General features: G+C 70.9%; 13 protein-coding genes. 4 read left to right on the top strand and 9 right to left on the bottom strand.

Annotated features, from left to right (window positions below; translation table 11 throughout):
* The first annotated feature begins 34 nt into the window (after nucleotides 1-34).
* Nucleotides 35-850, top strand: coding sequence for a DeoR/GlpR family DNA-binding transcription regulator (locus tag OG734_RS43750; protein WP_330292935.1), 816 nt, complete (start codon nucleotides 35-37; stop codon nucleotides 848-850).
* A 74-nt stretch (nucleotides 851-924) separates the two neighbouring features.
* On the opposite strand, the gene OG734_RS43745 is transcribed toward OG734_RS43750, so the two are convergent.
* Entirely contained in the window at nucleotides 925-2,049 is a 1,125-nt protein-coding gene (locus OG734_RS43745; RefSeq protein ID WP_330292934.1) for a PLP-dependent cysteine synthase family protein, read from the bottom strand.
* 335 nt (nucleotides 2,050-2,384) lie between these two features.
* Between OG734_RS43745 and OG734_RS43740 the strand changes: the two genes are divergently transcribed.
* On the top strand, nucleotides 2,385-2,708 hold the full coding sequence (locus OG734_RS43740; RefSeq protein WP_330292933.1) for a hypothetical protein: 324 nt from the start codon (nucleotides 2,385-2,387) through the stop codon (nucleotides 2,706-2,708).
* A gap of 240 nt (nucleotides 2,709-2,948) precedes the next feature.
* Nucleotides 2,949-3,524, top strand: coding sequence for an ATP-binding protein (locus OG734_RS43735; RefSeq protein WP_330292932.1), 576 nt, complete (start codon nucleotides 2,949-2,951; stop codon nucleotides 3,522-3,524).
* Nucleotides 3,525-3,606: 82 nt separating this feature from the next.
* Here OG734_RS43735 and OG734_RS43730 read toward each other — a convergent pair whose 3' ends face one another.
* From OG734_RS43730 to OG734_RS43710, 5 genes are all read right to left on the bottom strand, one after another.
* Nucleotides 3,607-6,189 carry an ABC transporter permease gene (locus OG734_RS43730; RefSeq protein WP_330292931.1) on the bottom strand — a complete coding sequence of 861 codons (2,583 nt, stop codon included), beginning with the start codon at nucleotides 6,187-6,189 and terminating at the stop codon, nucleotides 3,607-3,609.
* Nucleotides 6,186-6,938 carry an ABC transporter ATP-binding protein gene (locus OG734_RS43725; RefSeq protein ID WP_330292930.1) on the bottom strand — a complete coding sequence of 251 codons (753 nt, stop codon included), beginning with the start codon at nucleotides 6,936-6,938 and terminating at the stop codon, nucleotides 6,186-6,188. Before OG734_RS43725 ends, OG734_RS43730 begins: the two co-directional genes overlap by 4 nt.
* Entirely contained in the window at nucleotides 6,935-7,252 is a 318-nt protein-coding gene (locus tag OG734_RS43720; RefSeq protein WP_330292929.1) for an SHOCT domain-containing protein, read from the bottom strand. The genes OG734_RS43725 and OG734_RS43720 overlap by 4 nt, the downstream gene beginning before the upstream one ends.
* 168 nt (nucleotides 7,253-7,420) lie before the next feature.
* Nucleotides 7,421-8,644: an ROK family protein gene (locus OG734_RS43715; protein WP_330292928.1), complete on the bottom strand. Its 1,224-nt coding sequence runs from the start codon at nucleotides 8,642-8,644 to the stop codon at nucleotides 7,421-7,423.
* A gap of 47 nt (nucleotides 8,645-8,691) precedes the next feature.
* Nucleotides 8,692-9,333, bottom strand: coding sequence for an alpha-ketoglutarate-dependent dioxygenase AlkB family protein (locus OG734_RS43710; RefSeq protein ID WP_330292927.1), 642 nt, complete (start codon nucleotides 9,331-9,333; stop codon nucleotides 8,692-8,694).
* Between the two features lie 76 nt (nucleotides 9,334-9,409).
* Here OG734_RS43710 and OG734_RS43705 point away from each other — a divergent pair, with 76 nt between their 5' ends.
* Nucleotides 9,410-10,546 (top strand): methyltransferase, encoded by a 1,137-nt coding sequence (locus tag OG734_RS43705; RefSeq protein ID WP_330294006.1) that lies wholly within the window; start codon nucleotides 9,410-9,412, stop codon nucleotides 10,544-10,546.
* Nucleotides 10,547-10,579: 33 nt separating this feature from the next.
* Here the strand turns inward: OG734_RS43705 and OG734_RS43700 are convergent, their stop codons facing one another.
* From OG734_RS43700 to OG734_RS43690, 3 genes are read right to left on the bottom strand one after another with little or no spacing between them, the layout of a single operon-like run.
* Nucleotides 10,580-11,368 (bottom strand): AraC family transcriptional regulator, encoded by a 789-nt coding sequence (locus OG734_RS43700; RefSeq protein ID WP_330292926.1) that lies wholly within the window; start codon nucleotides 11,366-11,368, stop codon nucleotides 10,580-10,582.
* A gap of 29 nt (nucleotides 11,369-11,397) precedes the next feature.
* A complete protein-coding gene (locus tag OG734_RS43695) occupies nucleotides 11,398-12,246 on the bottom strand; it encodes a class II fructose-bisphosphate aldolase (RefSeq protein WP_330292925.1) in 849 nt (282 codons plus the stop codon).
* 52 nt (nucleotides 12,247-12,298) lie between these two features.
* Nucleotides 12,299-13,198, bottom strand: coding sequence for an SIS domain-containing protein (locus OG734_RS43690; protein ID WP_330292924.1), 900 nt, complete (start codon nucleotides 13,196-13,198; stop codon nucleotides 12,299-12,301).
* Between the last annotated feature and the right edge of the window lie 148 nt (nucleotides 13,199-13,346).

Genomic DNA, 13,346 nt, shown 5'->3' with positions numbered 1-13,346 from the left:
GCCCGAAGGAACCCCGGAAGGACGTGGAGCGATCGTGAATGACAACCAGAACCTCCTCGCGGAACAGCGCCGCGCCCTGATCCTCGACGAGGTACGGCGTCGTGGTGGCGTTCGTGTCAACGAACTGACCCGCAAGCTCGGCGTGTCGGACATGACGGTCCGCCGTGACCTCGACGCGCTGGCCCGCCAGGGTGTCCTGGAGAAGGTGCACGGCGGCGCGGTGCCGGTGGTCGAGGCGAGCACCCACGAGCCTGGGTTCGAGGCCAAGTCCGGCCTGGAGCTGACGGCCAAGGAGGACATCGCACGGGCCGCGGCGGAGCTGGTCGCGGCGGGCTCCGCGATCGCCCTGTCGGGCGGTACGACGACGTACGCGCTGGCGCATCAGCTGCTGGACGTACCTGATCTGACCGTGGTGACCAACTCGGTGCGCGTCGCCGACGTCTTCCACACCGCGCAGCGCGTGTCGGGGCAGCGGCAGGGGGCGGCGACGGTGGTGCTGACCGGTGGGGTGCGGACTCCGTCCGACTCGCTGGTGGGGCCGGTGGCCGACCAGGCGATCGCGTCGCTCCACTTCGACGTGTTGTTTCTCGGGGTCCACGGGATATCGGTCGAGGCGGGGCTGTCGACGCCCAACCTCGCGGAGGCGGAGACGAATCGGCGGCTCGTGCAGTCCGCTCGGCGGGTTGTGGTGGTCGCCGACCACACCAAGTGGGGGACGGTGGGGCTCAGTTCGTTCGCGGCGTTGGAGCAGGTGGATACGTTGGTGACGGACTCGGGGTTGGTGCCTGAGGCTCGGGGTGAGGTTTCGGAGCATTTGCGGCGGCTGATTGTTGCGGGTGAGGCCGCCTAAGGGGGTGCCTTGGTAGGTGCGTTTGCGGGTGCGGCGCCGCGGTGGCTTGTCGCGCAGTTCCCCGCGCCCCTGGGTTAGTTGGGCCACATCCCTGTTTTCAGGAACCCCTCGATTCTCGCCCCGTAAGGCGCGATGTCCAGGCCCTGTTCTTTCAGCCACTCGTCCGAGTAGTACTTGTCCAGGTAGCGGTCGCCGTGGTCGCACAGGAGGGTTACCACGCTGCCCTGTTGGCCCTCCGCTACCATTTCCGCCACGATCTTCAGGGCGCTCCACAGGCCCGTGCCCGTGGAGCCGCCCGCCTTGCGGCCGATGGTCTGCTCCAGGGCCCTTACCGCGGCGATGCTGGCCGCGTCGGGGACCTTCATCATGCGGTCCACCGCGCCTGGGACGAAGCTGGGTTCCATGCGGGGGCGGCCGATGCCCTCGATGCGGGAGCCGCAGTCGCAGGTGACGTCCGGATCGCCGGTGGTCCAGCCCTCGAAGAAACAGGAGTTCTCCGGGTCGGCGACACAGATGCGGGTGTCGCGCTGCGTGTAGTGGACGTAGCGGGCCAGCGTCGCCGAGGTGCCGCCCGTGCCGGCCGTGGCGACGATCCACGCGGGCTCCGGGAATCGTTCCCACTCCAGTTGGCGGAAGATGGATTCGGCGATGTTGTTGTTTCCGCGCCAGTCCGTGGCCCGTTCCGCGTAGGTGAACTGGTCCATATAGTGGCCGCCCGTCTCCGCCGCGAGGGCTGCCGAGGCCTCGTACATCTTCCGGGAGTCGTCCACGAAGTGGCACTGGCCGCCGTGGAACTCGATGAGGCGACCCTTCTCGGCGCTGGTCGTGCGCGGCATCACCGCGATGAAGGGCACGCCGATCAGTTTCGCGAAGTACGCCTCCGAGACGGCGGTGGAACCGCTGGAGGCCTCGATCACCGGGCGGCCCGGGCGGATCCAGCCATTGCACAGTCCGTAGAGGAAGAGCGAGCGGGCGAGGCGGTGTTTGAGGCTGCCGGTGGGGTGGGTCGACTCGTCCTTCAGATACAGGTCGATACCCCACTTCTCGGGCAGCGGGAAGCGCAGCAGGTGGGTGTCAGCCGAACGGTTGGCGTCTGCCTGGACCTTGCGGACGGCTTCTTTGAGCCAGGCGCGGTAGCCCGCGTCGCTTCGGTCGACGTCGAGGGTTTCGGCGGTCCCGGTGGGGTCGGGGATGCTCACGTCAGGCTCCTTGTGCTGCGCACGCCGACGGCTCCTGGGGCAGCCGGACACGTCGATCATAGACACCTTCCGTACGCCCCTCACCTGCATAAACACACCTTTGGGCGACTCAAAGGCAAGCCTGGGGTGAGGGGGCGGGGGCAGGGCGGGCGGAAGCCGGAAGAACCCGGGGCGCATCCTGGTGAGTGCTTCCACCGGTTACCGGAGAGCGTCGTACGCTCTGGTGCTCGGCGCCGGGGGCAGGCAGACTGCACGGCACGGGGGCGCACAATGGATCACGTTCCACGCGGGATCACCACGCATCTCGGCGGAAGCCGACTAGGGGGCGGAGCATCATGGCGGAGCCGGAGTTCACGGCCACGGGCGTGCGGATCGGGAAGAGGCTGCGCTCCCTCACCCGGGCCGGGCAGGTCCGGATCAGTGGCGGCAGGCTGGAACTGCTCACCAGTTACGGGAGCGAGATCGACAGCGCTCCCGTGCAGGCGGTGCGCGCGTCGAAGCCCTGGTTCGCGAACGGCGACCGGGCGCTGGCGGACCTCAACGGCAAGCGTTACCAGCTGACTCTGGGGGAACACGACCCGGCACCGGGCGAGCCGGGGCCGCCCGCGGCACGCCGGTTCATCGAGGCCGTACGCAAGGCGGCGGGGCGCGGGCACTGAACAGGGCGGGGACCGTGAGGCCGTAGCTCGCGCGGACACCGAGGGTGCCCGGAACCGTGCCGCGAGTTGCGGGTTTCCGCCCCCTGAGCCACGCTTGTCACACATCACTCTGGGTTTACCGGCGATAACGCTGCGAACCAGCCCGTCGGCCATCGACAGCAGGCGGCCATTGCACGCAGGCACTCTGCTGGATCCGATCTCGTGTCTTCTTCCGGACCTCAATTCGGGGAGTCGCAAGCCGTGATCAGTCACCCAAGCAGGCACTGCACGGTGGAGCTCCAAGCCCTGCCGTCGCGGATCGGCCAGGTCCGCAGAATCGTCTCTGCACAATTGCGCTACTGGCATCTGGATCCCTTGATAGACCGGGCCTCGCTCGGTGTGACCGAACTGCTGACCAACGTCCATCGCCACGCCCAGCCCGACAAGCTGTGCACCGTGGAGATCGAGGTCCTGCTCGACCGGCTCACGGTCTCGGTGCACGACCACGATCCCCGCATTCCCGAGCTGCGGGACGCGGATCTCACCGCCACCTGCGGACGAGGTCTCGCGATGGTCGCCGCGGTGAGCGAGAGCTGGGGAGTGCGGCCGGACGGCGAGTCCGGGAAGGTCGTGTGGTTCACACTGCCGACGGTCACGCCGGTGCTGGCGACCCCGGAGACCAGGCCCGTTGCCGCGGTGCCCGTACGTCAGTCGTTCGAGGAGAAGCTGGGTGACGGTGCCGGGTACGACGAACCGCCGTACGACAAGGGACACAAGCCGGGGGTTCACCGGCGCAGGCCGGAACACGCTCCCGCCCGGTCGGCCGTTGCCGGCTGACCGGGCGGTGACCAGCGGTGTCCCGCCTCCCCCTCTTGGCCCTTCTTGGCCCCTCTTGGCCTTTCTTGGCCGCGACCGTGCGTCACTCGGTGGCGATGGCGCGCAGTACGTCCAGGCGCGCCGCCCGGCGGGCGGGGCGCAGGCCCGCGAGGGCGCCGGCCGCGACGCCCACCAGGGCCACGATCACGAGCTGGGTGGGCGGCAGTGCGAAGGCGAAGTCGCTGTCGCTCGTGCCGTCCGAGGCCTTCACCAGCACCCAGCCGAGAAAGCCGCCGAGGGCGAGCCCGCCCACCGTGCCGAATGCGGCGACGAGGACCGACTCCCAGCGGACCATGGCGCGCAGTTGGGCGCGCGTCTGGCCGACGGCCCTCAACAGGCCGAGTTCGCGGGTGCGTTCGTGGATGGCGAGGGTCAGCGTGTTGGCGATGCCGAGCAGTGCGATGAGCACCGCGAGGGCGAGGAGCGCGTAGACGAGGGTGAGCATCATGTCGATGCCTCCGGCCGACGACTCGGCGAACTCGTCCCGGGTCTGCACCTCGGGGTCGCCGTACCGCGCGGCGACCTGTTTCACGGCGGCCTTGCCCGCGTCCGTGCTCACGCCGTCCTTGAAGGAGACCGCGATCAACGTGTCGGAGTCCTGGGTGCGGTGCGGGGCCCAGGCGGCTCGGGTGATGACGTAGTCGCCGGCGAGTTCCGACTGGCCGTAGACCGCGCGGACCGTGAAGTTCTCCTTCTCACCGTCGGTGAAGGTGAGTTGGGCGGTGTCGCCGGTCTTCAGGCGCTGCCGGTCGGCCTCCGCCTCGGTGATGGCGATACCGCCGGTGCCGAGGTCGTCGAGCGAGCCGCGGATCTGGCCGAGGTCGAATACCCGGCCGAGGGTGACGGGGTCGGTGACGGTCAACGCCCGTCCCTTGCCGTCGACTTCGGCGACACCTCGGCCGAGTCCGACCGCGTCCGCCACCTCGGGCCGCTGGGCGATGGCGGGTGCGAGGCCGGGGCTGAGTCCGCTGCCGCCCGCCCCGAACAACGGGGTGCTCACGGCCACTTGGCCCGCGAAGGACCGCGACACGGTCTGGTCCATCGTCGCCTTCAGGGAGGCGCCGAACACCGTGAACAACGAGACGACGGCAACGCCGATCATCAGGGCACTCGCGGTGGCGGCGGTCCGCTTCGGGCTGCGCAGGGCGTTGCGCCGGGCAAGGCCACCGGTGACTCCGCGCAGCCGGTCGAGGGGGATGCCGAGTATCCGTACGGCCGTCGTCGACGCGACCGGGCCCAGGACGACAAAGGCCGCAAGCGCCAGCACGGCGCCAAGTCCCGCCAGCCACAATGACGGCGAGACCAGGACGCCGGTCAGGGTCATGGCGATCGCGAGGGCGCCGAGGCCCGCGCCGGTGACCGCCCGGACGAGTGAGGTGCCCGACTGGTCGACGGCCGTCTCGCGGAGCGCGGCCAGGGGCGCGGTGCGGCCGGCACGCACGGCGGGCAGCAGGGCGGAGCCCAGGCAGACCACGATGCCGACCGCGAGCGGCAGCGCCATGGACAACCAGCTGATCACCAAGTCCCCCTCGGGGAAGGGGAATCCGATGGCCGGGAACAGTGCCTGGAGGCCTGCGGCGACGCCGATGCCGCCTGCGAGGCCCGCGATCGACGCCAGCACGGCGACCGCGGTCGCCTCGACGAGCGTGGCCGCGGTGATTTGACGGCGAGAGGCGCCCAGGGCCCGCAACAGGGCGTTCTCGCGGGTGCGTTGGGCGATGACGATCGCGAAGGTGTTGTGGATGGAGAAGGTCGCGACCAGGATCGCCACGCCCGAGAAGACGAGAAGGAAGAGGGTGAAGACGGTCAGGAACTGGCTGGAGATCATCTCGGTGTTCTCCTCGGCCGACTCCTGGCCGGTGATGGCTTCAACTCCGCTGGGCAGTGCGGGAGTCAGCCGGTCGACCAGTTCCTGCTGACCGACCCCGGGGCCGGCCCGTACCTGGATGCTCGCCGCCCGGCCGGGTGTGGAGGTCAGGTATTTCTCGGCGTCGGCCTGGGTCATCCCGGTGAACGTCACCTGTGCCATGCCGTCCTCGCCGGCGAAGGTCGCGAGGCCGACGATCGTCACCCTGACCGGGTCGGGCGTACGCAGGATCGTCCTGTCGCCGATCCTCAGGTCGCCCTTCTTGGCCGTACCCCGGTTGACGACGACCTCCCCGGACTTCGACGGGGCTCGTCCTTCGGCGAGTTGGTACGGGTTCAGCTTCGGGTCGGTGATCCAGTTGCCGGCGAGGGTGGGCGGGCCCTGGCCGCCGATGGGGTCGCCGTCGGAGCCGATTAGCTGGCCCGCGCCCTGGATGTTGGGCGCGGCGGCGGCGACCCCGGGGATCTGCTCGACGGCCTTGACCAGGTCGGTGGGGACCGGCTGGCGTACGCCCTCGCTCTCGCCGGGGGTGGTGATGGCGTCGGCGCTGCGGACGACGGCGTCGGTGCCGCTCGTCGCCTCGCCGAACATGGTGTCGAAACCGGCTCGCAGGGTGTCGCCCATGACCAGGGTCCCGGCCAGGAAGGCGACACCGAGGAACACCGCCAGGAACGTACCGGCGAAGCGCCGCTTGTGGGCGCGCAGCGAGGAGAGGCTGATGCGGACAGTGGGACGGAGGGTGCGTGGAGGACTGTTCATGACGGCACCTCGAAGGCTTTCAACCGGTCCAGGACCCTGTCGGCGGTCGGGGACTCCATCCGGTCGACCAGGCGGCCGTCGGCCAGGAAGAGGACCTGGTCGGCGTGGGCGGCGGCGACCGGGTCGTGGGTGACCATGACGACCGTGCGGTCCATCTCCCGCACCGCGCGGCCGAGCAGGCCGAGGACCTCCTCGCCGGAGCGCGAGTCGAGATTGCCGGTCGGTTCGTCGGCGAAGACGACGTCGGGCCGGCCGGCGAACGCCCGGGCCACGGCGACACGTTGCTGCTGGCCGCCGGAGAGTTCGGAGGGGCGGTGGTGGAGCCGGTCGCGCAGGCCGACCACGTCGATGAGCGCGTCGATCCACTCCGGGTCGCCTTGTCCGCCCGCCAGGTCGATCGGCAGCGTGATGTTCTCGGCGACGGTCAGCGTCGGTACCAGGTTGAACGCCTGGAAGACGAAGCCGATCCGGTCGCGGCGCAGGAGGGTGAGGCGCCGGTCATCGAGCGCGCCCAGTTGGGTGTCGCCGATGAACGCGGCGCCGGAGGTGAGAGTGTCCAGGCCTGCCGCGCAGTGCATCAGGGTGGACTTGCCGGAGCCCGAGGGCCCCATGATCGCGGTGAAGCGTCCGGCCGGAAACCCGACGCTCACCGCGTCGAGGGCCCGTACGGCGGTGTCGCCACCGCCGTACACCTTCACCGCGTCGACGACATGGGCCGCCGTACGGGTCGTGGTGGCGGTGGTGGTCATACCGCACCGCCCTTGCCGGCTCGGCCGCCCGTGGCGCCGAACTGTTCGTCCAGGACGGAGAGCCGCCGCCAGTACTCGTCCTCGTCGATCTCGCCGGAGGCGAAGCGCCGGCCCAGTACGGCGAGCGGCGCGTCGCCGGAGAGGCGGTCCTGGGCGTCGTGGCGGCCGTCCATGGCGCGCCATGGGCCGCGGCGCCCGCGCCAGACCGTGCGGCGCAGGACGGTGACGACGCCGATCACGACGGCCGCCCAGATCAGCGGGAAGAAGAGGATCCACGGCCCGGGGCCGCCGTTCCAGTTCGCGAGGGTCTGCATGTCGAGTCATCTCCCAGGTCGGGTTGTCCGTGATGACTCCACGTTCGCGCCGGGAGGGGGTCCGGGTCGTCGTACGGCCAGCGGCAGTGCGCGTACCTCCCCGGGAGTACGCGGGCCCCTTCCGGCTGCTTCCCGGAGGGTGTCACGGGAGACGGCGGGCCCCGACGACTACTGCGCCAGCGCTCCGAGGGGATCGTCGAGCACCGGTTGCCACGCCAACTCGGCTGCTCCGACGAGGCTGTTGTGGTCCAGCGTGCAGGCCAGGATGGGGACGCCACCGCTGCGGCCCCACAGACTGCGGTCGGCGACCACCGCGCGCAGGCGGTCCGGGTCGGCGTCGAGGAGGGTGCGGTGCAGGCCGCCGAGGACGATGCGGTCCGGGTTGAGGATGTTGACGAGGCCTGCCAGGCCCAGGCCCAGCCGGTCGATCAGGGTCTCGGCGGCCGTGCGGATCGCCGGGTCCTGGTACTGGTCGCGGATCAGGTCGTTGGCCTGCTGGAGCAGGGACACCTCGGGGCCGGGGTCGCGGCCCGCCGCAGTGAGGAAGGCGAGCGGGTCGGCCTCGACATCCAGGCAGCCCCGGCTGCCGCAGTGGCAGGGGCGCCCCTCGGGGTTCACGGTGAGGTGGCCGACTTCGAGCGCGAGGCCCGAACTACCGGTGTGCAGGCGCCCGTCGAGGACCAGCGCCCCGCCGACCCCCCGGTGCCCGGTGGCCACGCACAGCAGGTCGCGGGCGCCGCGTCCGGCGCCGTGCCGGTGTTCGGCGAGCGCGGCGAGGTTGACGTCGTTGCCGGCGAAGGCCGGTCCGGCGATGCCCGCCGCCCTTACCCGCTCGGCGAATATCTCCCGTACCGGCGAGCCCGCAGGCCAGGCCAGGTGCAGCGGGTTCAGGGCCAGGCCCTCGGGTTCGGCGACTGCGGACGGCACGGCGAGACCGGCCCCCACGCATCGCCGTCCGGTGTCGCGCAGCAGCTCGGTGCCCGCGTCGACGACCGAGCCGAGCACCTTCGCCGGGTCGGCGTCAACGGTCTCGCAGCCGGGCGCGGTGGCGACGATCCGCCCGCCGAGCCCGACCAGCGCGGCCCGGAATCCGTCGGCGTGCACCTGCGCTGCCAGTACGACCGGGCCGTCCTCGGCGACGTCGAGCCGGTGCGAGGGGCGCCCCTGCGAGCCGGCCGCCGCGCCGGGCCGGGCGTCGACACTGATCAGCCCGAGCGCCTCCAGCTCGGCGGCCACCGCGCCGGCCGTCGCCCGGGTGACCCCCAGCTCGGCGGTGAGCACGGCCCGGGTGGGTGCCCGGCCGGTGTGCACGAGCTCCAGGGCGGGCCCGAGCGCCCCGCGCCCCCGGTCCAACCGCGTCCTTGAGGTCGTCCCCTCAGCCTTGCCGCTCATGAGGGCGAGTCTCCCATGATCCGTACGGCCGGGAGCGCGCCATCGGTCTAGAAACCGCTGACCCGAAGGGTGACGTTCAGCCGGCCGGTCAGCCCCAGCTCCGGCGGCGCCGTGCCCTCGTACACCCGTGGCACTCCGTGGTACGCGAGCCGGGAGTCACCGCCGAACACGAACAGGTCCCCGCTGCGCAGCTCGACGTCCGTGTACGGCCGGGTCCGCGTCGCGGTGTTCCCGAAGCGGAAGAGGCAGGTGTCGCCGAGGCTCAGGGACACCACGGGCGCGTCCGACTTCTCGTCGCTGTCGCGATGCATGCCCATGCGGGCGTCGGCGTCGTAGAAGTTGATCAGCGCGATGTCGTAGTCGACGTCACCGTCGTACGCCGCTGCCGTGGCCGCCTCTCTCCCCAGCTCGCCCAGCCACTCGGGGAACGGTTTCACGGGCGCGCCGTCGCCGTCGGCCACTGTGCGGGCGTAGGCGTACGGGTACCAGTGCCAGCCGAGGCAGACCTGCCGGGCGGTCATCGTGCCGCCGCCGGGGGTCCGGACCGTGCGCAGGCCGGCGGGTGGGCGCGCCCAGTCGCGGCAGGCGTCCAGCAGCTCGCGCTGACGCCCCGCGTCCAGCCAGTCCGGTACATGCACCGCGCCCGGCGCGATCTCCGTACGGGCTCTGGGGAACAGCTCGGCGTCCATGGATCCCATCCTGCCCGACGGGGCCGACGGGGCGTGAGCTGCGGCTCGATAGGGTGGGGCCACGATGAACGACCGTATGGCGACTCCCTGGTCCGAGCTGACACTGACCCGCTTCCCCGCCGACCCGCGTGAGCGGTTGCGTGCGTGGGACGCCTCCGACGAGTACCTCCTCGGGCATCTCGCGGAGTCCGGGACCGATCTGTCGGGCACGGTCGTGGTCGTCGGTGACCGCTGGGGCGCGCTCACCACGGCGCTGGCCGCGCACCGGCCGACGCAGATCACCGACTCGTTCCTGACCCAGGAGGCGACCCGGGCGAACCTGCGGCGGGCCGGCGCGGACGAGGATTCCGTACGACTGCTCACCACCCGGGACACTCCGCCCGAACCCATCGACGTGCTGCTCCTGCGGATGCCGAAGAGTCTGGCGCTCCTTGAGGACCAGCTGCTGCGGGTGGCGCCCGCGCTGCACGAGGGCACGGTCGTCGTGGGCACCGGCATGGTGAAGGAGATCCACACCTCGACACTGAAGCTGTTCGAGCGAATCATCGGCCCGACCCGGACCTCCCTCGCGGAGAGGAAAGCCCGGCTCATCCACTCCACCGTCAATCCGTCGATGGAGCGGCGTGCCAGTCCCTGGCCGTACCGCTACGCGCTTCCCGACGGGATCGGCCCGGCTTCCGGGCGCACCGTCGTCAACCACGCCGGCGTCTTCTGCGCCGAGCGCCTCGACATCGGCACCCGGTTCTTCCTCCAGCATCTGCCGGAGCCGTCGGGCGCCCCCCGTGTGGTGGATCTGGGCTGCGGGAACGGCGTGGTCGGTACGGCGGTGGCGCTGGCCGCGCCGGAGGCCGAGCTGCTGTTCGTCGACGAGTCGTTCCAGGCGGTGGCCTCGGCAGAGGCGACGTACCGGACCAACGGGCTGCTGGACGGGCGTGCCGAGTTCCGGGTCGGGGACGGGCTGGCCGGGATCGCGGAGGGGAGTGTCGACGTCGTGCTCAACAATCCGCCCTTCCACACCCACCAGGCGACGACGGATGCCACGGCCTGGCGAATGTTCACCGGCGCGCGGCGGGCGCTGCGGCCCGGCGGTGAGCTGTGGGTGATCGGCAACCGGCATCTCGGCTATCACATCAAGCTGCGGAAGCTGTTCGGCAACAGCCGACTCGTCGCGAGCGATGCGAAGTTCGTGGTCCTGAAGGCTGTGAAGCAGTGACGTGGTGAAGTGGTGCGGTGAATTTTGACCACTTTACAGAACGGTCGCGGACGTCTCTCCCCGTAGGGCGCGTGGTGACGCGCCGAGTTCGCGTCGGCATGCCTTGTTGAAGGCCTGCAGGTCGGGGATGCCGACGGAGGCGGCCACGGCGGGGATGGAGAGGGTCGAGGCACGCAGCAGGTGGTTTGCGCGGTCCAGTCTGCGGCGGCGGACATAGCCGACCACCGTGTCGCCGGTCGCGGCCTTGAACAGCCTGGTCAGGTGGTTGTGTGAGACGCCTGCCGCCTGGGCGACGGCCGGCACGGTGAGCGGGGCGGCCAGCCGGCCCTCGATGTACGCGATGGCGGCACTGACCGCCGGGTGCGGGCCGGGGCCGGGGCGTTCGGCGGCCGGGGTGAGGTCGGCGACGCGCCACAGCGCCGTCCAGATCTCGGCCCTCGTGCGCTCGGGTGCGCGCGGCACGGCAGCGATCGCCGCGAGCAACAGGCCGGTGAGGGTGGGGAGTTCGAGGCCGGCGTCCTGGACTACGGGCACCGTGCGGGACGGGCCGACGGCCGGGATGCGCAGGTGTGCGTAGAGGTGCTCGGAGTGGCCCTGGTAGCGGAAGCGGACGGTGGTGCCGGGCGGTACGAGGCTGACGCGGCCGGGGCGGACGACATGCGGTGTGCCGTCGACGATGAGCTCGGCCTCGTACTGGTAGAGGTGCAACTGCCACAGCTCCGGCAGCCGGAAGACGTCGGTGCGGCTCGCGACGCCGTGCACGCCGACGCCGGCGTTCGCCACGTGGGGCGGCTCACCGAGATACAGCTCCGTTTCACGCATGGTGAAAAACTACCAGTGACTGGTCTCCGTCAGCGGAGTACGCCGATGATCTGTGTCACCGCCCGCGCCATCGCCTCCCGGCCCACGCTCAGATACCTGCGCGAGTCGACCGCCTCTGGGTGGGCGGCGAGGAACTCCCTGATGGCGCCGGTCATGGCGATGTTGAGGGCCGTACCGACGTTGACCTTGGTGATGCCGCCCGCGACGGCGGCCATGAGTTGCTCGTCCGGCACACCGGACGAGCCGTGCAGGACGAGAGGGACGTCCAGGGTGGCGGACAGGCGTTTCAGGAGGTCCTGGTCGAGGGCCGCCGTACGGGTGGTCATGGCGTGCGAGCTGCCGACGGCAACGGCCAGGGCGTCCACCCCCGAGTCGGCGACAAAGGCACGGGCCTCGGCGGGGTCCGTACGGGCTCCGGGTTCGTGCGCGTCCAGCGGCGGCTGTCCGCCTTTGCCGCCCACCTGCCCCAACTCGGCCTCGATCCAGAGCCCTTGGGCATGCGCCCAGTCGGTGGCCGCCCGGGTCGCGGCGAGGTTCTCGGCGTACGGCAGCCGCGCCGCGTCGTACATCACGGAGCTGAATCCGGCGCCGGCCGCCTGCCGCAGCAGGTCGTCACTCTGTACGTGGTCGAGGTGCAACGCGACGGGTACGGCGGCGCGTTCGGCGGCCGAGGCGGCGGCTCGAGCCAGCGGGAGTAGTCGTCCGTAGCGGAACTTGACGGCGTTCTCGCTGACTTGGAGGACAACCGGCGAACTCACCTTCTCAGCACCGGCGATGACGGCCTCGACATGCTCCAGGGTGATGACGTTGAACGCGGCGACGGCCGAGCGCTCGGCGGCGGCCCGGGTGATGAGTTCGCCGGTGGTGACGATCGGCATGGCCACTCCATTCCGGTCAACGAGGGTGCGGTGACTGTGTATTGACGTGGCCTCAGGAGGCGAGGATCACCGAGCGGGTGAGGTGACGCGGGCTGTCCGGGTCGAGGCCTCGCGCCGCCGCCACCGCGACCGCGAGGCGCTGCGCGCGCACGAGTTCGGCGAGCGGGTCGAGGCCTCCGGCCACCCACAGGGCGCCGGTGTCCCGCACCTGTTCGGCCAGCCCCTCCGGTGCCTCGCCGAACATCCAGGTCGCCGTACCGTGGGTGGTGACGCTGATGGGACCGTGCCGGTACTCCATCGCCGGGTACGCCTCGGTCCAGGACAGGGACGCCTCGCGCATCTTCAGCCCGGCCTCGTTGGCGAGCCCCACCGTCCAGCCCCGGCCGAGGAAGGTGAACTGCGTGCACTCGACAAGCCCTTCGGGCAGCGGAGTCGCCAGCGCCGTACGGCAGTCGTCGACCACGGCCTCCCCGTGCAGTCCCAGGTGGGCGCGGAGAAGCGTGAGGGCGGTGGTGGCGAACCGTGTCTGCACGACGGACCGTTCGTCCGCGTAGTCGAGTACGACCAGGTCATCGGCGGCTTCCATCACGGGAGTTCGAGGGTCGGCGGTTATCGCGGTCGTCCGTGTCCGCGCACCGGCGGGCGTGCCGTCCCGCAGTCGCCCGAGCAGTTCGAGCACCTCGGTGGTGGTGCCGGACCGGGTGAGGGCGACGACCCGGTCGTACGGGCGGCCGTAGGGGAACTCGGAGGCGGCGAATGCGTCCGTCTCGCCCTGGCCCGCGCCTTCCCGCAGGGCCGCGACGGCCTGTGCCATGAAGTACGAGGTGCCGCAGCCCACGATCGCGACCCGTTCCCCCGCCGCCGGCAGCGCACCGGCATGCCCGGCCGCCTCCGCGGCGGCGCGGGTCCAGCACTTGGGCTGGCTGTTCAGCTCGTCCTCGACATGGGTCATGCCCTGTGCCTCCCCAGAGAGCCAACATGAAGCTTGATGCTCATTCCTGCAAGATATAGCCACTATTCAAGCAGAATCAAGCATTCAGGCAGCATGCTCTGTGAACTTTCGGTGCGCTAGGGTCGCGGAAGATCGAGGAACGGAGAGT

Source organism: Streptomyces sp. NBC_00576 (assembly GCF_036345175.1).
GTDB lineage: Bacteria > Actinomycetota > Actinomycetes > Streptomycetales > Streptomycetaceae > Streptomyces.
Note: the sequence above shows the minus strand (reverse complement) of the source record. Positions and strands in the feature narration are given on the sequence as shown.

Excerpts from the sequence above, each read along its gene's own strand:
- OG734_RS43740 (WP_330292933.1), top strand. The coding sequence starts at position 2,385 with ATGGCGGAGCCGGAGTTCACGGCCACGGGCGTGCGGATCGGGAAGAGG.
- OG734_RS43730 (WP_330292931.1), bottom strand. The coding sequence starts at position 6,189 with ATGAACAGTCCTCCACGCACCCTCCGTCCCACTGTCCGCATCAGCCTC.
- OG734_RS43725 (WP_330292930.1), bottom strand. The coding sequence starts at position 6,938 with ATGACCACCACCGCCACCACGACCCGTACGGCGGCCCATGTCGTCGAC.
- OG734_RS43720 (WP_330292929.1), bottom strand. The coding sequence starts at position 7,252 with ATGCAGACCCTCGCGAACTGGAACGGCGGCCCCGGGCCGTGGATCCTC.
- OG734_RS43715 (WP_330292928.1), bottom strand. The coding sequence starts at position 8,644 with ATGAGCGGCAAGGCTGAGGGGACGACCTCAAGGACGCGGTTGGACCGG.
- OG734_RS43710 (WP_330292927.1), bottom strand. The coding sequence starts at position 9,333 with ATGGACGCCGAGCTGTTCCCCAGAGCCCGTACGGAGATCGCGCCGGGC.
- OG734_RS43705 (WP_330294006.1), top strand. The coding sequence starts at position 9,410 with ATGGCGACTCCCTGGTCCGAGCTGACACTGACCCGCTTCCCCGCCGAC.
- OG734_RS43700 (WP_330292926.1), bottom strand. The coding sequence starts at position 11,368 with ATGCGTGAAACGGAGCTGTATCTCGGTGAGCCGCCCCACGTGGCGAAC.
- OG734_RS43695 (WP_330292925.1), bottom strand. The coding sequence starts at position 12,246 with ATGCCGATCGTCACCACCGGCGAACTCATCACCCGGGCCGCCGCCGAG.
- OG734_RS43690 (WP_330292924.1), bottom strand. The coding sequence starts at position 13,198 with ATGACCCATGTCGAGGACGAGCTGAACAGCCAGCCCAAGTGCTGGACC.